Origin of the sequence: Novosphingobium sp., from assembly GCF_032093395.1 — a bacterium.
Taxonomy (GTDB): domain Bacteria; phylum Pseudomonadota; class Alphaproteobacteria; order Sphingomonadales; family Sphingomonadaceae; genus Novosphingobium.
In genome coordinates this window covers 86968-105073 of the sequence record NZ_DAMDBA010000006.1, presented here as the reverse complement: position 1 = coordinate 105073, position 18106 = coordinate 86968, and the positions used below count along the sequence as shown (strand labels likewise).

The 18106-nt window shown below is 64.8% G+C and carries 16 protein-coding genes and 1 pseudogene; 9 read left to right on the top strand and 8 right to left on the bottom strand.

Translation table 11 applies throughout. From position 1 onward, the window contains the following. Nucleotides 1–43: 43 nt before the first annotated feature. Nucleotides 44–730 (top strand): SDR family oxidoreductase, encoded by a 687-nt coding sequence (locus RT424_RS03950; RefSeq protein WP_313434663.1) that lies wholly within the window; start codon nt 44–46, stop codon nt 728–730. A gap of 4 nt (nt 731–734) precedes the next feature. After that, a complete protein-coding gene (locus RT424_RS03945) occupies nt 735–1136 on the top strand; it encodes a GFA family protein (protein WP_313434662.1) in 402 nt (133 codons plus the stop codon). Between the two features lie 7 nt (nt 1137–1143). Here the strand turns inward: RT424_RS03945 and RT424_RS03940 are convergent, their stop codons facing one another. Together RT424_RS03940 and RT424_RS03935 are read right to left on the bottom strand one after the other, a co-directional pair. Further along, the gene (locus RT424_RS03940; protein WP_313434661.1) at nt 1144–1938 is read right to left on the bottom strand and encodes a TIM barrel protein; all 795 of its coding nucleotides are present in this window, start codon (nt 1936–1938) and stop codon (nt 1144–1146) included. 14 nt (nt 1939–1952) lie between these two features. After that, nucleotides 1953–3131 (bottom strand): aromatic ring-hydroxylating oxygenase subunit alpha, encoded by a 1179-nt coding sequence (locus RT424_RS03935; RefSeq protein ID WP_313434660.1) that lies wholly within the window; start codon nt 3129–3131, stop codon nt 1953–1955. Between the two features lie 154 nt (nt 3132–3285). On the opposite strand from RT424_RS03935, the gene RT424_RS03930 reads away from it, so the two are divergent. After that, nucleotides 3286–4914 carry an AMP-binding protein gene (locus RT424_RS03930; RefSeq protein ID WP_313434659.1) on the top strand — a complete coding sequence of 543 codons (1629 nt, stop codon included), beginning with the start codon at nt 3286–3288 and terminating at the stop codon, nt 4912–4914. Nucleotides 4915–5037: 123 nt separating this feature from the next. On the opposite strand, the pseudogene RT424_RS03925 reads toward RT424_RS03930, so the two are convergent. After that, nucleotides 5038–5834: pseudogene (locus RT424_RS03925) on the bottom strand (SDR family NAD(P)-dependent oxidoreductase). A 143-nt stretch (nt 5835–5977) separates the two neighbouring features. On the opposite strand from RT424_RS03925, the gene RT424_RS03920 reads away from it, so the two are divergent. From RT424_RS03920 to RT424_RS03910, 3 genes are all read left to right on the top strand, one after another. Next, nucleotides 5978–6736 (top strand): SDR family NAD(P)-dependent oxidoreductase, encoded by a 759-nt coding sequence (locus RT424_RS03920; protein WP_313434658.1) that lies wholly within the window; start codon nt 5978–5980, stop codon nt 6734–6736. 506 nt (nt 6737–7242) lie between these two features. Continuing rightward, nucleotides 7243–9552, top strand: a complete 2310-nt coding sequence (locus RT424_RS03915; RefSeq protein ID WP_313434657.1) for a TonB-dependent receptor — start codon at nt 7243–7245, stop codon at nt 9550–9552. A 25-nt stretch (nt 9553–9577) separates the two neighbouring features. Beyond that, nucleotides 9578–10342: an SDR family oxidoreductase gene (locus RT424_RS03910; RefSeq protein ID WP_313434656.1), complete on the top strand. Its 765-nt coding sequence runs from the start codon at nt 9578–9580 to the stop codon at nt 10340–10342. A gap of 139 nt (nt 10343–10481) precedes the next feature. Here RT424_RS03910 and RT424_RS03905 read toward each other — a convergent pair whose 3' ends face one another. Then, entirely contained in the window at nt 10482–11492 is a 1011-nt protein-coding gene (locus RT424_RS03905; protein WP_313434655.1) for an NADP-dependent oxidoreductase, read from the bottom strand. A gap of 150 nt (nt 11493–11642) precedes the next feature. On the opposite strand from RT424_RS03905, the gene RT424_RS03900 reads away from it, so the two are divergent. Then, nucleotides 11643–14150: a TonB-dependent receptor gene (locus tag RT424_RS03900; RefSeq protein WP_313434654.1), complete on the top strand. Its 2508-nt coding sequence runs from the start codon at nt 11643–11645 to the stop codon at nt 14148–14150. Between the two features lie 72 nt (nt 14151–14222). Here the strand turns inward: RT424_RS03900 and pyrC are convergent, their stop codons facing one another. The 3 genes from pyrC to RT424_RS03885 form a co-directional block, all read right to left on the bottom strand. Then, nucleotides 14223–15260 (bottom strand): dihydroorotase, encoded by a 1038-nt coding sequence (pyrC, locus tag RT424_RS03895; protein ID WP_313434653.1) that lies wholly within the window; start codon nt 15258–15260, stop codon nt 14223–14225. A gap of 66 nt (nt 15261–15326) precedes the next feature. Beyond that, nucleotides 15327–15755 carry a nuclear transport factor 2 family protein gene (locus RT424_RS03890; protein WP_313434652.1) on the bottom strand — a complete coding sequence of 143 codons (429 nt, stop codon included), beginning with the start codon at nt 15753–15755 and terminating at the stop codon, nt 15327–15329. Between the two features lie 20 nt (nt 15756–15775). Continuing rightward, the gene (locus tag RT424_RS03885; protein WP_313434651.1) at nt 15776–16144 is read right to left on the bottom strand and encodes a Rieske (2Fe-2S) protein; all 369 of its coding nucleotides are present in this window, start codon (nt 16142–16144) and stop codon (nt 15776–15778) included. 161 nt (nt 16145–16305) lie between these two features. On the opposite strand from RT424_RS03885, the gene RT424_RS03880 reads away from it, so the two are divergent. Next, nucleotides 16306–16710, top strand: coding sequence for a nuclear transport factor 2 family protein (locus tag RT424_RS03880; protein ID WP_313434650.1), 405 nt, complete (start codon nt 16306–16308; stop codon nt 16708–16710). 275 nt (nt 16711–16985) lie between these two features. Then, a complete protein-coding gene (locus RT424_RS03875; RefSeq protein WP_313434649.1) occupies nt 16986–17297 on the top strand; it encodes a hypothetical protein in 312 nt (103 codons plus the stop codon). A 44-nt stretch (nt 17298–17341) separates the two neighbouring features. Here the strand turns inward: RT424_RS03875 and RT424_RS03870 are convergent, their stop codons facing one another. After that, a complete protein-coding gene (locus RT424_RS03870; protein ID WP_313434648.1) occupies nt 17342–18058 on the bottom strand; it encodes a murein L,D-transpeptidase catalytic domain family protein in 717 nt (238 codons plus the stop codon). Nucleotides 18059–18106: the final 48 nt, after the last annotated feature.

Sequence of the window (18106 nt, the reverse complement as noted above, 5' to 3'; positions counted from 1 at the left end):
CCCGAAAGACTAACCCGGCAGGCAGTTGGAAAAAGGATACCCCATGGCGAATGTGGCAATCACCGGAGCAGGTCGCGGCATCGCGCTGGAACTCGTCAAGCTGCACCGCGCGAAAGGAGACCGCGTGCTGGCCTTGCTGCGGGATCCGGACGGTGCCTCGACGCTGAAGGAGATCGCCGCTGGATCGGACGGCCTCGTCTCGCTCCACGCCATGGACGTGGCCGACGATGCCTCGGTCAAGGCCGGCGTGGCGGATACCGGCAGCGACCCCATAGACGTGCTTTACAACGTCGCGGGCGTTTCCGGCAGCACCACTTCGGAGCTGGAGAATGCCGATTTCGACGCCTGGCTCGATGTGTTCAACGTCAACGTCAATGGCCCGATGCGGGTGTTCCAGGCCTTCCTGCCCCGCCTGAAACCGGGCGCGAAAGTCGTCAGCCTGGGCAGCCAGGTCGGCGCTTCGACATGGCCCTACCCCGGCTATGAAGCCTATTCGGCCTCCAAGGCCGCCTTGCACCGTCTGATGCTTTCGGTGGCGCTCGGCACCAAGGATCGCGGCATTATCGCGGTGAGCGTCCATCCCGGCTGGGTCCAGACCGACATGGGAGGCCCCCAGGCCGATCTCACGCCCCAAGAAAGCGCAGAGGGCATCGCCGCCCTGGCCGAAAGCCTGACGCCGGAGATGTCGGGCGGCTTCTACAAGTGGAACGGCGAGCCTCACGCGTGGTAGCGCGGTGACTGCAAGGATTCTGCGCGGATCCTGCCTCTGCGGCGATTGCACCTATGAGGTCGAGGACACCTTCGCCTATGCCTTCATCTGCCACTGCTCGCAGTGTCGGCCCGCGACCGGCGCGGCATCGAAGCCTTTTGCGGGAATAACCACCGAAGCTCTGAGGCTCCACGCGCCCGAACGCCTGCTCCGCTACGGAGACGACGATAGTCACGACGGTCACTATTCCCGGTGCGGATCGCTGCTGTTCTCGCTCGTGCGCGAGCGGCGCTACGTTCACGTAACGCTCGGCACCTTGCTGGACAATCCCACGATCCGGCCAAGCGCGCATATCTTCGCCGGTTCGAAGGCCGATTGGGACACCATCTGCGACGACCTTCCCGCCTTCGACGGCCTTCCTTCCTGAAGCGTTTTCACGCTCGGGCCTCCAGCCATCCGCGCGTTGCAGCGAGCACGGCCTTGGCGCGCAGGACCGGATGCTCGAACGCCTCTCGCAGCGCGGCGGAGCGCAGTTCGATCGAGAGCGGAATATCGGACGGCAGGGCCTCCAGCAAGGCGGCCAGCGGCAGCGATCCTGCGCCGCATTGTTCGCGCAAGTCGACCGCGTCGGCAATCACGGCGGCGAAATCGGCGGGGTCGGGACGTGCTGCCCGCGCGTCGCAGAACTGGGCGTAAGGCATGAGCGCCGGGTCGACCGCCGCCACTTCGGCCACCGTCGTGCCCGAGCGGTCGACATGGATGGGGTCGACGAGCACCGCTGCCAGCGGATGCTCTACGCGCCCGATCACGGCAAGCGCCTGCTTCAGGTTCCGCACTTCGGTGAAGATGCCGAACTCCAGCGCCACTCGCATTCCCGCGCCTTCGGCATGGCGGCAAAGTGCGGCGAGCTTGTCGGCGGTCGCGCCGGGATCGGGATCGGAGGACACGCACAGGACGTTCCCCGCGCCTAGTTCGGCGCCCACGTCGATCACCTTGCGATGATCGTCGAGCGACGAATCCGGCTTGATCCAGACCACTTCGACATCGAGCACCGGCATCCCGGTGCGCGTCAGCGCCGCGCGGACCTCACGCGTGGACCGGGGCGTCCATTCCGCCGGGTCGATCCAGAGGCCGACCGCGTCGAACCCCGTCGCCGCGCCGGCTTCCACGACGTCCACCGCGCCGAATTCGGGCAGCACGCCCGAAGCGAGCGAGAGCTTGCGCGCCATCCGTCTCGCCCGCTCTACATGCGCGGTTCGGGCAAGGAGGCGTCGTCCTGCAAGTACCAGTTCAGCCATTCGTGGAAATACTGGTTGCCCCTCTCGTTGCGGCCGAAGGTAAGCTCATCGTGCGCCCCGGATTCCAGGCCTTTCTGGATTTCCAGCCCGATCACGTAATCCTCCTGGTAGGTCACGTCGCGAAAGAAGTTCATCGCCGCTTCCGCCGCCTCGCGGTCTGCCTCGTCCCGCACGGGGGCGCGTCGTAGATAGTTCAGTACCGTGCGATTGCGATCGGGCGTCGGCCCTGGAAACAACTGCGCGACCTGGGTGATCTCCGGCGCAATGAAGATCGAGACGTTGGGGAAGAATATCCGCACGAAATCGTATCCGTAGTTCTCCTTGAGGCCCCAATCCTCGCGCGGCACATCCTTCAACTGCTCCGCGATCGAATGCTGCGGAAAGCCGATGCGGATGTTCGGGCCGAAGCCTTCGTAATGCGTGCAGTTGGAGGGTGTGCGCGGAAAGATGGTCTCGGGATGGAGCGACTGGAAGTGATAGCCTTCCAGATAGCCGTCGAAGGCGATCTTCCAGTTCGCACCCTCTATCGTGCGGTTGCCGAGGTAGGTCCAGTCCGCGAAGTCGAGCGCTTCGAAATCCTCCAGGAAGCCCCGGAAATGATGGTCCAGGTCCATCGGCGCATTGGGCGTGAGGCACACGAAGATCATGCCCGCGCGCTCCTCGCAGGGAAGCTGGCGCAGGCCCATCTCCGCCTTGTCCACCTGCCCGAAGGTGCTTGCCTCGGAAATGCCGAGCAGGCGGCCGTCCGCCGCGTAAGTCCAGGCGTGATACTTGCAGGTGAAGCGCGCGCAGTTGCCATGTCCCTCGGCCGCGACCGGCGCGCCGCGATGCGAGCAGACGTTGAGGAAGGCGCGGACCTGCCCCTGCTTGTCCCGCGTGATCAGCACCGGCAGGCCAACCGCCTCCATCGCCTTGTAATCGCCGGGGTTGGGCATTTCCGCCGTGAAGGCCAGCATCAGCGGCACGCGCTTGAACACCAGCTCCATTTCGGCGTTGAACTGATCCTTGTCGGTATAGCTCGCGGTGGGGACCGTGAAGGTTCGGTCCGTCTGGAAGGTCTTCCTGTTCTCGACGTAATCGAGCATGATCTCGGCGACGTCGCCAATTTGCTGTACGCGGTCCACTCGGTCCTCTCCCGCATCGTTATCGCTGCCGATCCTGTGCCCCTGCGCCGGTGGCGGCAACCTGCGCAAGGTGATAGGTCACGGGAAAACGCGCGCGGGCCGCTTGGCACTTTGGCCAGTTGGCCGCAACCATCGGCAGGGGCAGTCATCGGCGATGATGGAGAGGAACGACAGCCCCTGGGCATGGCTAGAAACGCCCCCGCCGCACCTTGCCGCCTATGTCGGAAGCGGCCTGTGGGACAAACGCACCATAGCGCAACTGGCGGAAGCTCAGGCCGAAGCCGATCCGGATTTCGTGGCTTTGATCGACGGCGCCGTGGCGGTCACGCGCGCGCAGGCGCTGACCGATGCCGAGGCGCTTTGCGCCGCGCTTCATGCACGCGGATTGCGGCCCGGCGACGTGCTGGCCTTCCAGGTGCCGAACTGGCGCGAGGCCACGGTCATCAACCTGGCCGCCGCGATGTCCGGCCTGGTCGTCAATCCGATCGTGCCGATCTACCGCGACCACGAGGTCACGCAGATGCTGGCCGATTGCCGCGCCGCCGCGCTGTTCGTGCCGGGCGCGTTCCGGACGTTCGACTATCCTGCCATGGCCGCGCGGATTGCCGCCGACTTGCCCGGCCTGCGCCACGTCTTCACCGTGCGCGGAGACGGCGACAACGATTATGCCGCGCTCGTCGGCGAAGGACGGGGCGCGCGCTTTACCCGTCCTCGGGTCGATCCGCTGGGCGTGAAGATGGTGCTCTACACCTCCGGCACTACCGGCAGGCCCAAAGGCGTTCTGCACAGCCACGTCTCGATCGCCCGGATCCTGCGCGAAAGCGCCCGGCATTGGGGCCTTGGCGCCGGTGAAGCGACGCTGATGCCCTCGCCGGTCACCCATGTCTCCGGCTATGCCAACGGATTGGAGGCGCCCTTCGTCTGCGGCACCCGCACGGTGCTGATGGAAAGCTGGAATGCCGACGAGGCGCTGGCGCTTATCGAGCGGCATGGGCTGGTCGGCACCGTCGCCGCGACCCCGTTCCTGGTGGAACTGGCCGCCGCCGCGCGCAAGGCGGGCAATCCGCTGCCCTCGTTCCGCTTCTTCGCCTGCGGCGGCGCGGCGGTTCCGGCGGACCTCATCCCTGCCGCCAATGCGGCTTTCGCCCAATGCCGCGCGTTTCGAGTCTTCGGCGCTTCGGAAGTACCCCTCGTCACGTTCGGCTGGCCGCGCAACGCGTCGCTGGCCGCCGCCACCGACGGCGAAGCGGTCGATTACGACGTGCGCATCGTCGATGCCGAGGACCGCGCGGTGCCGGACGGGCAGGAAGGCGAAATCCTCGCGCGCGGTCCGGGCATGTTGCTCGGTTATGCCGACGCGGCGCAGACGGCCGAGGCGATCACTGCGGACGGCTTCTTCCGCACCGGCGACCTTGGCGTGCGCTCGGCCGAAGGGGCGATCACGGTGACCGGGCGGAAGAAGGATCTCATCATCCGGGGCGGCGAGAACATCTCCGCCAAGGAGATCGAGGACGTGCTGCATAGCCACGCGCTGGTGCGCGAGGCCGCCGTCGTCGCCATGCCCCATGCGCGACTGGGCGAAGGGGTCTGCGCCTATGTCATCGCGGATGGCGCGGTTTCAAGTGAAGACCTTTGCGCGCATGTCGCGGCGAGCGGATTGGCGCGACAGAAGATTCCTGAGCGCTTCGAGTTCCGCGAGGATTTTCCCCGCACCGCTTCCGGCAAAGTGCGCAAGGATCTGCTGCGCGAGGATGTACGAGCGATCACGTCATCCCGGACCTGATCCGGGACCGCTGGCCGTGAACAGCCCACCTCGCGGCAGGGCGCTCTCACACAAGCTATCGCCTAAAGAACTGCCAGCGGTCCCGGATCAAGTCCGGGACGACGTTTCGTCTTTCCCATCGCATTACCCCGCCGCTGCCACCGCCGCGTCGATCTCGCTCTTCGTCGGATTGCGGCGCAACGTGAGTCCGCCGTTCACCTGAAGATTCTCACCGGTCATGAAGCATTCGTCGCTAGCCAGCCAGACGGCGGCGGCGGCGATATCGTCCGACGTGCCGATGCGACCGAGCGGGTAGCCGGCCAGGAAGGCGTCGAACAGCCCCGGCACCTGCCTAGCGCCCGCCGTCATCGGCGTGTCGGTCAATCCCGGCGAGATCGAGTTGGCGCGCACGCCCTCGCGCCCGAACTCGTTCGCCACGCAGCGGATCACATGATCGGTACCGGCCTTGGTGCCCATGTAGGCGGCGTGATCGTCGAGCATGATCGTCGCCGTGGCGGAGCTGATCTGGATGATCGATCCGCCCGTGCCGCCATGGCTGCGCGCCATGCGGCGCAGCATCGACTGGAAGAAATGGAACGGCCCGACATATTGGAGCATGGTCATCGCCATCAGTTCCTCGTGCGTGGTGTCGAGAAACGGCGTCAGCAGCCCCCAACCGGTGGCGTTGACCGCGATGTCGATGCCGCCCAGCTTCGCAGCAGCCGTCTCCGCCAGCGCGTCCACGCTCTGCGCGTCGGTCAGGTCGCAAGGATGCCATTGCAGCCGCCGTGCGCGGCGAAGTCCTCCAGAACCGCCTCCTTGCGTCCGGAAACAAGCACGCTGGCCCCCTCAGCCAGAAAGCGCCGGGCGATGTGCTGGCCCATGTTGTCCACGCTGCTCGCGCCCAGAATCACGGCGCGTTTGCCTTGCAGTCGTCCCATCGTTCTCTCCCGTGCCTTATGCCGATGGCCTACCACGCCATGGACGAGGCCCGTTCCTGACCAAAATAGGAGTGGCCCCCGCGCCTGCGAGCGGCGACAACCGGCGCACAGAACAACGCGCGAAGGCAGAGGAACAGGCAGCCATGGATCTTGGACTGACGGGCAGGAAAGTCATTCTCACCGGCGGCAGCCGCGGCATCGGCCGGGCCGCGCTGGAAGTCTTCGCCGCAGAGGGCTGCGACATCGCGTTCTTCTCGCGCAATGCCGAACAAGTCGCCGAGACGGTCGACTCGCTGTCGCGCCACGGCGGCAAGGTGATCGGGGAAGCGCTCGACATGCTGGACCACGGCGCTTACGTCGAGTGGCTGAAATCCGCCGCCGATCGCCTGGGCGGCTGCGATATCTTCGTTCCCGGCGCCAGCGCGTCGGGCTCGGGCGCGACGGGCGACTGGGAAGCCTGCTTCGCCGCCGACATCAAGGGCACCGTGCTCGGCTGCGAGACCTTGCAGCCGCACCTCGAGAAATCCGGAGACGGCGCCATCGTCATCATGGCTTCCACCGCCGGAACCGAGACTTTCATCGTACCGCAGGCGTTCAATGCCATGAAGGCCGCGCTGATCGCCTATTCGGGCCAGCTCAGCCAGATGGTAGGGCCGCTGGGCATCCGGGTGAACTGCGTCTCGCCGGGACCGATCAAGTTCCCGGGCGGCAACTGGGAAGCCATCGGCCAGGCCATGCCCGAACTCTACCAGGCGACCGAAGCCGCCTTCGCGCTCGGCCGCTGGGGCGGGCCTGAGGAAGTAGCGCGAACGATCGTCTTCCTCGCCAGCCGGGCCTCCTCCTACACCACCGGCACCAATGTCGTGGTCGACGGCGGCTACACCAAGCGGGTGCAGTTCTGATCTCCGACCGTACCTCCTGACGGTCTCTGGCGGCGGCTCTCCCCCGAGAGTCGCCGCCTTTTTTCGGGAGCTTCCGACAGCCCCATTCGGACCGCCCGCTCCCCTTTCTCAAGGCCCAACGACATCCCGGCTGCACGCCGTCACCCTGAACTCGTTTCAGGGTCCATGGTGCGGCTCGGCCCGAAAGCCGGTTTGCAAGCGGACAAGTCGGCTTTTTCCCCGCAGCGGTCAGCGTCGGCGGCGAAATGGACCCTGAGCCGAAGGCCAGCGAAGCTAAACGAGTTCAGGGTGACGACAATTCAAAGCGAGGCCCTTTCCGTCAAGGTGCGTCTTCTGCGGGGTTCTCCTGTAGATGATCAGTTATGGCACAGTGGTCCCCCAAAACGTCGCGTCGTCTCGACCTTCATCGTACCTGTGCAAATTGTCAGTTCGGCTATCACTCGATTTCGTAGCATAGTGATCCAGTAAAGCAGGCTATACGAATAGTCGGGGAGAGGGAGGAAACCATGGCATCCGCACATCGTCGCGGAGCGTGGCTTGTCGCACTTTCGACAAGCGCGCTCACTTGCATCACGTCTCCAGCCAACGCTCAGGATCCAGCGCCGCAGAGCGAGGCTCCCGTACCCACTGCCGATCCGGCCCCGCAACAGGCCAGTATCGACAACACCGAAATCATCGTCACCGCCCGTCGACGCTCGGAAACGCTGCAATCGACGCCGGTCGCGATCACCGCCATCAACACCGCCATGCTGGAGAACAAGGCCGCCGTGAACATCGGCGACCTGCAAGGCACGGCGCCCGGCCTGCTCATCACCCAGCAGAACTCGGGCGCGCAGGCGGCCAATATCTCCATCCGCGGCCTGACTTATGCCGATATCGAAAAGTCCCAGACGCCCACCGTAGGCGTCGTGGTGGACGGCGTGACCATCGGCACCAATACCGGCCAGCTTCAGGACGCCTTCGACATCGCCCAGATCGAAGTGCTGCGCGGCCCGCAGGGCACGCTGTTCGGCGCCAACACGATCGGCGGCGTCATCAACATCACCCGCACCAAGCCGACCATGGAGCCCGGCGTGAAGGCCGAACTCACTTATGGCCGCTGGAACACCTGGGCCGCCAAGGCGATCGTCAACTACGGCGACGGCGAAACCTGGGGCATCAAGGGCTGGTACTTCCACAACGAGTCAGACGGCTTCTACTACAACGCCATCCGCGATACCCGCGCGGGCGGAAGCAAAGGCGACAGCTACGGCGCCAGCGTGCTGTTCGAACCTACCGGCAGCGGTTTCGATGCCCAGCTGAGCGTGGAGAACGTGGTCCAGAGCTTCGAGCCGGTCGTGAGCAATCTCACCAACAGCACCGAAACGTTCTGCGGCCTGATCCCCGCCAACGAGTGCAACCGCAACAATACGACAGACCTCTACACGGTCTTCACCCTGCCCGCGAAGAGCAAGTATCGCGCTCCGAACGCCACCTTGCAGATGAATTACGACCTGGGGGCGGTGAAGCTCAGCTCGATCACCGGATGGCGCCACAGCAAGGAAAACCAGACGCAGGACTTCGATGGGTCTTCCTCCGACCTTTATTACGTGGATCGTCGGCAGAAGTATACCCAGTGGAGCCAGGAACTGCGCGCCGCCGGGAATCTGTTCACCGGCCTGGACTACGTGGTGGGCGGCTACTACTTCCACTCGAAGTACGACCTTACCCAGTGGACCCGCTTCTTCGGCTTCGATCCTTCCATTCCGCCGATGGAGTTCGACCAGAACCCGCAGACCAATGTCGGCAAGACCACCAGTTACGCCTTCTTCGGGGACTTCAACTGGGCCTTTGCCGACAAGTGGCGCCTCTCGTTCGGCGGCCGCTGGTCGCATGACAACAAGAAGCTGACCAACAGCTTCGCGCAGGCCGGTCTGATCGGCTCGGGCGATGCCAACTTCACCAAGTTCACCCCCAAGGTGGGCGTCGACTATCGGCCCAACAACGACGTCATGCTCTATGCCAGCTGGTCTCGCGGCTACCGTTCCGGCGGTTTCAGTCCGCGCGCCGCCACGGCGCAGACCGCCAGCACGCCGTTCCAGCCCGAAACCGTGGACGCCTATGAGATCGGCGCCAAGCTGGCGGCCTTCAACCGCAAGCTGGAAGTGAACCTGGCCGGCTACGTCTCCGACTACAAGGACATGCAGCAGAACCTGACCGTGCCGGGCGGCCCGCTGGGCAACCAGACGATCACCGGCAACGTGCCGGGGGGCGCGATCATCAAGGGCATCGAGATGGATGCCACGCTGCGCATCACCCCGCAACTGACGATCACCGCCTCTTCCGCCTACATGAAGTCGCACTTCCGCAACTTCGTGACCAATGGCGCCTTCAACGGTCTGATCGTGCCGTTCGACTATTCGGCCAACCGGCTGATCTATGCGCCCAAGTTCACCAGTTCGCTCAATGCCGACTACACGGTGCCGACCAGCTTCGGCAAAGTCGTGGCGACGGCGGGCTGGCGGCATATCAGCCCTTACGACGAGCAGATCTCGCAAGCCTCGCTGACGCCGGTGACGGACGCCTCGGGCACCGTTACCGAAGTCATCGTGGGCGGCAACGACCCGCGTGTGCGCACCACCACGCAGGATCTCGTCGACGCCAGCATGACCGTCAACTTCGATATAGGCGACAAGGAAGCCTATGTGCGCCTGTTCGGCCGCAATCTGCTCAACGAGAAGACGACCACCCATGCCTTCACCGTGGCAGGGCTGTTCTCGTTCGGCATGGCGCTGGAGCCGCGCACTTACGGCGCGACCGTGGGCGTAAAATTCTGACATCGCATCTGGAAAGGTTGAACGCATGGGTCGTCTGGAAGGCAAGATCACGCTGGTTACCGGCGCCGGGAACGAGCGAGGTCTCGGGGCCGCCACCGCGCGGCGCTTCGCGGAGGAAGGCGCTTTCGTCTACCTGACCGACCTCGACGCGAAGGGCGCGGAAAGCGTGGCCGCCGCGCTCCGCGAAGCTGGCGGCCAGGCCGAGGCCCTGGCGCAGGACGTGACCAGCGAAGCGGGTTGGGACACCCTGTTCCAGACTATCGAGAAGGGCCACGGCCGGATCGACGTGCTGGTGAACAACGCCGGCATCGCCGTGCTCAAGCCGCTGACCGCGCTTTCTCTTGCCGACTGGGAGCGACAGAACAAGGCCAACCTCGACAGCGTGTTCCTCGGCACGCGCCGCGCCGTGGAACTGATGCGCAAGACGGGCGGCGGCGGCTCGATCGTCAATCTCTCCTCGATCGGCGGGCTGGTCGGCGTACCGATGTGCGGGGCCTATGGCGCGGCAAAGGGCGGCGTGCGCATCTTCTCGAAGGTCGTGGCGATGGAATGCGCGGCGGAAGGCATCCGGTGCAACTCCGTGCACCCCGGCATGATCGAAACCGCCATGCAGGACGTTGCCCGCAGCGACAATCCGCAAGGGTTCAAGGAGATCGTCGCGTCGATCCCGATGAAGCGCATGGGCAGCCCGCTCGACATCGCCAACATGATCCTGTTCCTCGCCAGCGACGAGGCGAACTACATTACCGGCGGGGAATTCGTGGTGGACGGCGGCGTGACCGCGATGTGAAGCGCTGAGAGAAATACGTCGTCCCGGACTTGATCCGGGACCGCTGGCCGTGAACGGCCGCGCTGTCGGCGGGGCGCTTTTCTGCGAGCTATCGCCTCAAGGAATGCCAGCGGTCCCGGATCAAGTCCGGGACGACGTTCTAATCAAGCCGCACCACCACCTTGCCGATGTTCTTGCCCGTCAGCATCCGCTCATACGCCTCCAGCACGTTCTCGATCCCCAGCGTTTCGTCGAACCGCACCATGAGCTTCCCCTCATCGAGCCATGCGCGCAACTGCGGCAGGAACTCGGCACCGCGTGCGAGGAAGTCGGGAATGAAGAACCCCTCCACCCTCAGCCGCCGCATCAGGATCTGGTCGAAGCGCGTCGGTCCCGGCATCGGGGCGTCGCTGTCATAGCCCGCCACCATGCCGCAGATCGCGACGCGGCCGTAATGCGCCATGTTGGGCAGCACCGCATCGAGGACAGGCCCGCCCACGTTGTCGAAAAACGCCCCGATCCCGCCCTCGCAGGAGGCCAGACGCGCCTCCACGTCCCCTCCGCGATAGTCGATCGCCATGTCCACGCCGAGTTCCTCGCGCAGCCAGCGGCACTTCTCCGCGCCGCCCGCGATGCCAACGACTTTCGCGCCGAGATTGCGCCCCACCTGACAGGCCAGACTACCCGTCGCGCCCGCTGCCGCAGAGACCGCCAGCCACTCGCCCGGTTTCACCGCCGCCACTTCCTTGACGCCGACATAGGCCGTCCAGGCATTCATGCCGAGCGCGCCGAAATGCTGGCGTGGATCGGATACCGTCTCGTCCACCGCTTCCAGCCCGGCAAGCGCGGGCAGGACGATCGCCTGCTCCGCCCACTGGCCGAAGCCGCGCACCAGCGTGCCGACCGGAAAAGCGGGATCGCGCGTCTCGCTGACCCGGCCCAGCACCAGGCCCACCATCCTGGACCCGAGCGGCAGCGGCGGCTGGTAACCGTCGGTGCGCGGACTCATCCACATGCGGGTGCCGGCATCCATCGACAGCCATTCGACGGCGATACGCACTTCGCCCGAGCCCAGCGGCGCGGGTGCGTCTTCGCAAAGACTGAGAGAGCGGGCGAAGTCGGTATTGCCTTCGGGATGGCGATCGAGCCGCCAGAAACGGTTGCCGGTCAAATGAAGTCTCCCAGTGAACGTGCACCGTCCCCTTCCCGGCCGCCCTCGCCACCTGACCAAACGGATAGGGCTATCCGTTTGCACAGGCCCTCGCCCGCCCCCGTGGTTCTACCAAGGACGGAACAAAGAAAACATGTGGGAGGTCCTGAAATGCGATTCTCGAAATCCGCCCTGCTCACCACGACGACGCTGGCGATCGCGCTCCTTGCCGTTCCCGCCGCAGCGCAGGAAGCTGCTCCCGTTCCGCAGGATCAACCGCCTCAGGATCGGGCGCCCCAAGATCAGGCGGCGACCGGCGGCATCCGGGAAATCATCGTCACGGCCCGCAAACGGCAGGAGACCGCGCAGGACGTACCGGTAGCGGTCACCGCCATCTCCGCCGAGCAGATCGCCTCGCGCGACATCACCAGCGTCGAGAAGATCGCCGCGATCGCGCCGCAGTTCAATGTCGGCCGCGCGTCCAACGGCTCCGGCGCCCAGCTCACCTTGCGCGGCATCGGATCGTCCTCCACCTCGATCGGCATCGAGCAGTCGGTCGCGGTCGTGGTGGACGGCGCCTATTACGGCCAGGGCCGCGTGATCCAGGAAGGCTTCTTCGACCTTGCCCGCGTGGAAGTGCTCAAGGGCCCGCAAGCACTGTTCTTCGGCAAGAACGCCACGGCCGGCGTCATCTCGATCACCACGGCCGACCCCACGAGCACGCCGGAATTCCAGATCAAGGGCGGCTACGAGTTCCGCAGCCAGCAATGGCGCGTCGAAGGCTATGCCTCGATGCCGCTGACCGACACACTGGGCATCCGCCTCGCCGCGCGCTATTCGAAGATGGAGGGCGGCTACTACCGCAACGTCGCCGACGACATCGTCTATACCGAGATCGACTCCGCCAGCATCCTCGCGGGCGGCAACGGCGATCCCACCTCGCATGTGGCCGCACCCGCCGCACACAAGGCACCGGGCGAGGAGGAATTCCTGGCGCGCGGCACGCTGAAGTGGGAGCCGACCAGCCGCCTCACCGTCAGCCTCAAGGGCAATGTCGATTTCAACACGGTCAACAATTCTTCCTGGAACTACGTCGCCTTCGCCTGCGGCAACGGCAGCACCTCTCAGCTGAACGGTTATCCCTGCGGCAAGCATTTCGTGACCCACCAGAACAACATGCCGGTAGACGTCGCCGCCAGCTTCCCCTTCGCCAAGCAGAACGGCGCGCTCTACAATCGCTATCGCTCGGCAAGCGGTACGCTCAACGTGACCTACGATGCGGACCAGCTCCAGCTGTCCTCCGTCACCAACTACCAGTGGAACAACAACCGCTGGGCCTGCGCCTGCGACTTCCAATCCAGCAACAGCGCGGGCGGGCCGGGAAGCAACTGGGCGACCGAGAACTCGTCCTGGAAGGCCTTCAGCCAGGAGTTCCGCGCGCTGACCGCGTTCGACGGCCCCTTCAACATGATGCTGGGCATGCTCTACCAGAAGACACGGCGCGACTTCGAGCAATACGTGCTGACCGGCGGCGTCTCCAATTCCGCCGCCCCCGCCGGTCTGGAACATGTCGCCACCGCCAAGACCAGCTTCACCAAGGGCGAGACGATGGCCGTGTTCGGCCAGCTCACCTACAAGATCCTGCCGACCCTCGAACTGGCGGGCGGCGCGCGCTATTCCGACGAAACCAAGAACAGCTATTTCACCCAGTTCTACAACAACCCGCTGGTCACCACCATCTTCCGCGACCAGTTCGACCCTGACGGGCTCGGCGTCGTCACCGCACGCCAGCACTTCACCAACTGGTCCCCCGAAGCGACGCTGACCTGGAAGCCTACCGAGGATCTCATGGTCTACGCCGCCTACAAGACGGCCTACAAGTCGGGCGGGTTCTCCAACGGCGGCATCAATTCGAAGTTCTCGAACGATCCCACCGCCGACCTCACCTTCGATCCCGAGAAGGCCGAAGGCTACGAAATCGGCTTCAAGTCCACCTTGCTGGACCGCCAGCTTCGCTTCAACGTCACCGCCTTCAACTACAAATACAAGAACTTGCAGGTCGACTTCTTCAACTCGCCGATCTTCGCTTTCCAGACCCTCACCGCCGATGCCCGGACCAAGGGCGTGGAGGCAGAGTTCCAATTCGCCCCCAACGGCATTCCCGGTTTCGACCTGCACGGCTCGATCAACTACAACAAGGCGCGGTACACCGATTTCCCGCTCGCCCCCTGCTATGCGGGACAGACCCCGGCGGAAGGCTGCAACCTGGCCGGCAATACCCGTCAGGACCTGGGCGGCCAGTCGCTCTCGGTAGCGCCGCGCTGGACCGGGAACCTGGGCGTGAACTACGAGATGGCGGTCGGTTCGGCCATGAAGCTGGGGATGAACGTGGACGCCCGCTATTCGGACAGCTACCTCGCCTCGGCCTTCGGCAATCCCCTATCGCGCCAAGGCAAATACGTGACGCTCGACGCCGGCCTGCGCTTCGGTGCCGAGGACGACAACTGGCAGGTGGCCGTGATCGGCAAGAACCTGACCAATCGCTTCTACGTCACCGGCGTGGTGGACGGCCCCTCCACCGGCAGTGGAACGGGAACGCCCGGCGGCATCAAGGCCGACCAGCTCGGCTTCGGCACCCTGCCGCGCACGGTCATGGTGGAAGTCAGCAAGAAGTTTTGAGCATCCTCGCAGGAAAAAGGCCCGGACCTCGTAGGAGGCCGGGCCCTTTTCCGTTATGGCAGCGGTGATCGATCAGCCCGCAAAGCGCCAGCGCACGGTTTCCCCGGCGTGGAACGGCACGACGCGGATGTCGCCTTCGGCAATCACCTCGGGCACGGCCACGTCTTCGCGCGTCAGCGTCACCGTGCCTTCGTTGAGGGGCAGGCCGTAGAAGTTCGGGCCATGTTCGGAGGCGAAGCCTTCCAGGCGGTCCAGCACCCCTTCCTCGTCGAAGACCTGCGCGTAGCTTTCCAGCGCATAGGGCGCGTTGAAGATTCCAGCGCAGCCGCAGGCGGCTTCCTTGCGGCCGACCATGTGCGGCGCGCTGTCGGTGCCCAGGAAGAACTTGGGCGATCCCGACACGCCGGCCTTGCGCACTGCCAGGCGGTGCTGCTCGCGCTTGGCGACGGGCAGACAATAGGCGTGGGGACGAATGCCGCCGTCGAAGATGGCGTTGCGATTGATGATCATGTGCTGCGGCGTGATCGTCGCGGCGATCTGCGGCCCGCTACCCGCCACGAAATCCACCGCCTCGGCAGTCGTGATATGCTCCAGCACGATCTTGAGCGCCGGGTAATCGCGCACCAGCGGCGCCAGTACGCGCTCGATGAAAACGGCTTCGCGGTCGAAGATGTCCACGTCGCGATCGGTGACTTCGCCGTGGATCAGCAGCGGCATGCCGATCCGCTGCATCGTCTCCAGCACGCCGGTCAGCTTGCGGATGTCGGTCACGCCATGGGCGGAATTGGTGGTGGCATGGGCGGGATAGATCTTGCAGGCGGCGAACACGCCCTGCGCATAGCCCCGCTCGATTTCCGCCGCGTCGGCGTCGTCGGTCAGGTAGCATACCATCAGCGGCGTGAAGTCGGCACCGGCCGGCAGAGCTTTCACGATCCGCTCGCGATAGGCCTCGGCGGCGGCGACGGTCACGACCGGCGGCGTCAGGTTCGGCATGACGATGGCGCGTGCGAACTGGCGCGCGGTGTAGCCGACCACGGCCTCCAGCATCTCGCCATCGCGGAGATGGACATGCCAGTCGTCGGGGCGGCGGATCGTGATCTGAGTGGTCATGCCCCGCGCTCTACGCGCTTGCACGCGGCCAGTCGATTCCGGATTTGATCCTTCGGAACGCCTTTTTCAGCATCCTTTCGAGGCGTGTTGCCGGTGGATGTTACGGAACGATCGGCTCTGGAACAGCCAGCGCCCATCGATCCTCACGCAAGTGTCCTCGTAGACGCCCCGGTCCCGCTTGGTCACGCCGTCGTGGTCGTAGACCTCCGAGGTGTAGCTGCGCATCGTAGCACTGTCGCCGGAGACCTCGATCGATCCCGGCCAGGCTTCGAACATTATGCCGGGATAGGCCTTCATCGCTTCGATCCACATGGCGACGATGGCGGGACGGCCCGTGGTGGTGCCGAGTTCGGGATAGTCCGGCAGCGACCATTCGGCATCTTCCGCCCATGTCTCGCCCCAAGCCTCTGCATCGCGGCGCGTGACCGCGTCGGCATATGTCTCCAGAAGTTCGCGAATGGCGAGGCGATCCTCGACAGGTCCGGCGAATGGCATCGTTCTCTCCCCTCTTGTCGTCAGACTTCCACCGGGCGCTCGTGCGGCCCCGGCGGCACATCGGGCACGGCGACTTCGATGACGCCGCTGGCAATTCTCAGATCGAAGCGACGCAGATCCGCATAGGCACCGCCGATGCAATGACCGGTCGCCGCCTCGAAACGCGCGCCATGGAGCGGGCACATGATCGTCCCGCGCCGTACCTTGCCGCCGGAAAGCAGCGCCGCCTGATGCGTGCACCTGTCGTTGAGGGCGCTGAAGCCGTCCTCGGTCCGCACGACCAGCACGCTCCAGCCGGCGATCCGCGCTGCCAATTTGCCTTCTTCGGGAAAATCGACCTCGGCAAGGACGGCATGCCAGGTATCGCTCATGGTATCGGATCCGGACACATGTCTTTCCTTTGCTGCCGCCCGGCCGGATCCGACGTCCGGCCAGGCTCTCCCGTTTTCGGCAGCTTAACCGCGCGACGCCTGCCGGGACTGCTAGTCGAAACGCTAGGTTCGACAAATCGCCGCCTTTGTCACACTCCGCACGGAGAAGGAGCAGAGCCATGAGCCCCGAACAGATGCGCGATTTCGTCGACCGCCTCTACGCCGCCACCGGCGCCGGCGATTGGGACACGGCAGCGGAGATGCTCACCGAGGATTTCGTCGCCCTCGAAGCGGACGGCCTGCCGATGGCGGGCGAGTATCGCGGCAGGAACGCCCTGCGCGATCTCTACGCCAGGGTGATGGGCCTGTGCGACGTGGTTGCGCTGGACCGAATCGAAACGACCGTGGGCAAGGAGTTCGCCGTCACCCTTCTCTCGCTGCGCTTCGCCGATCCTGCGCTTCGGCCCGTCGAAATCTGCGAGCGGTTTCGCTTTCGTGATGGAAAATGCTGCGAGATCAAGCCATTCTACTATGAACCCGCCTCCTTCGTCGCCGCCTGCCAGGCCAAGGCAGCCGTCCGGTGACCATGGAACACCTGTAGCCTTCGGGTCGCACCAAGGCCGCAACAAGAGATTGCAGGATTTCTGCAAGAACGCAGCGAACTTGCCGCGCCTTTTCAACGCACAAGCGTCTCGACTCGGCTGATCGCTTATCCGCAAAATGTCCCGAAATGGGCGGAAAACCGACCCTCGCTCAAAAATAAATGCACAGGAACCTTCGCTGGACCGTTCTTTATCGGCGCTGAAATGTTATGCTCGCTCTCGCAGCAATCCGCGCAATGATCAGCATGGGACCACGAATGCCGAAGGACGCAACGGTTTACTCGATCGATTCCACGACTTCACGGACCGACACCACCAGGCCGTCGCTTAACGACCAGCTTTCCGCCATTCTGGATGAAATTCGCGAACGTATCGTCGAAGCCGACGAAATTACGCTGGATTTCGATGGAAAGCTCCACGTCCACCTGGACGTCAAGGGCGGCGAGGACGTGCCGCTCGTCGAAGCGAAGCTGTCCGAGATGGGGGACGGCATGTTTTCGCAGATCAGCAGGGGCGCAACGCCGAACCATCCCTTCCTGCACCGCGTCAGCGCGCTGGTGACGATCTAGGGCGGGCTAAGGTTCGTTCGGCGGCGGACACACCGGCCGCCCGTTCAGGCCAATTTGGCGGCGTAGATCAGCCGGCCTTCGCCCAGATGGTTGAAAGCGCGACCGAGCAGGCTGTCGCCCACCGCCAGGCAACCCTGACTGCGGCCCAGCTTGCCGTGAGCACCGATCATGTTCGGTTCCGCATACCAGGCGCCGTGGATCACGATGGCGCGTTCCAGCGCATTGCTGTTGGTGGAATCCAGCCCGATCAGCCGCTGAGAACGCCCATGCCCGCCATAATAGTAATCGGCGGTAAGATAGGCGCCTTCGCTGCTGGCATTGGAACCGGGGCGGTTGGAGAAACGTTGCAACCATCCCGTATGCCCCGGATCCGATCCGCTGCCGTGGGCGACGGGGAGCGATGTGGCCTTGCGGTTTTCCAGGTCCACCAGATGGAAGCGCGGTTGCGAGGAGGAAACTGAGAAGTCCACCAGCCCGATGCGGTCGCGCTTAACGCGGCGGTCATGCCGATCCAGCGCCTTCATGGCCGCGTCGAACAGCTCGGGGCGCACGCCTTCGGGCTGGAAGCGGGCCGGCAGGGGCGGTAGCGCCGCCGGAGCGACCGGCGCGATCGTGCCCGCCGCGTTGCCGGTTTTCGGCAGGATGAGCGAGGGCGCACGCGCCCGCTCCGGCAATGCGGAGGAGATGGCACGGGCGGCAGATGACGATGACGCTGCGAACGCGGTGGCTGCAACGATCAGATTGCGACGACTGAATTGCATATTATCGCTGCCATATAGCGATTCAGTCGACAAAGTCTTGGCCAGATT

What these genes read in the sequence shown, in the direction of transcription:
- pyrC (WP_313434653.1), bottom strand. Translation starts at nt 15,260, where the DNA reads ATGACCACTCAGATCACGATCCGCCGCCCCGACGACTGGCATGTCCAT.
- RT424_RS03910 (WP_313434656.1), top strand. Translation starts at nt 9,578, where the DNA reads ATGGGTCGTCTGGAAGGCAAGATCACGCTGGTTACCGGCGCCGGGAAC.
- RT424_RS03915 (WP_313434657.1), top strand. Translation starts at nt 7,243, where the DNA reads ATGGCATCCGCACATCGTCGCGGAGCGTGGCTTGTCGCACTTTCGACA.
- RT424_RS03940 (WP_313434661.1), bottom strand. Translation starts at nt 1,938, where the DNA reads ATGGCGCGCAAGCTCTCGCTCGCTTCGGGCGTGCTGCCCGAATTCGGC.
- RT424_RS03875 (WP_313434649.1), top strand. Translation starts at nt 16,986, where the DNA reads ATGCCGAAGGACGCAACGGTTTACTCGATCGATTCCACGACTTCACGG.
- RT424_RS03870 (WP_313434648.1), bottom strand. Translation starts at nt 18,058, where the DNA reads ATGCAATTCAGTCGTCGCAATCTGATCGTTGCAGCCACCGCGTTCGCA.
- RT424_RS03930 (WP_313434659.1), top strand. Translation starts at nt 3,286, where the DNA reads ATGATGGAGAGGAACGACAGCCCCTGGGCATGGCTAGAAACGCCCCCG.
- RT424_RS03890 (WP_313434652.1), bottom strand. Translation starts at nt 15,755, where the DNA reads ATGCCATTCGCCGGACCTGTCGAGGATCGCCTCGCCATTCGCGAACTT.
- RT424_RS03950 (WP_313434663.1), top strand. Translation starts at nt 44, where the DNA reads ATGGCGAATGTGGCAATCACCGGAGCAGGTCGCGGCATCGCGCTGGAA.
- RT424_RS03920 (WP_313434658.1), top strand. Translation starts at nt 5,978, where the DNA reads ATGGATCTTGGACTGACGGGCAGGAAAGTCATTCTCACCGGCGGCAGC.
- RT424_RS03880 (WP_313434650.1), top strand. Translation starts at nt 16,306, where the DNA reads ATGAGCCCCGAACAGATGCGCGATTTCGTCGACCGCCTCTACGCCGCC.
- RT424_RS03900 (WP_313434654.1), top strand. Translation starts at nt 11,643, where the DNA reads ATGCGATTCTCGAAATCCGCCCTGCTCACCACGACGACGCTGGCGATC.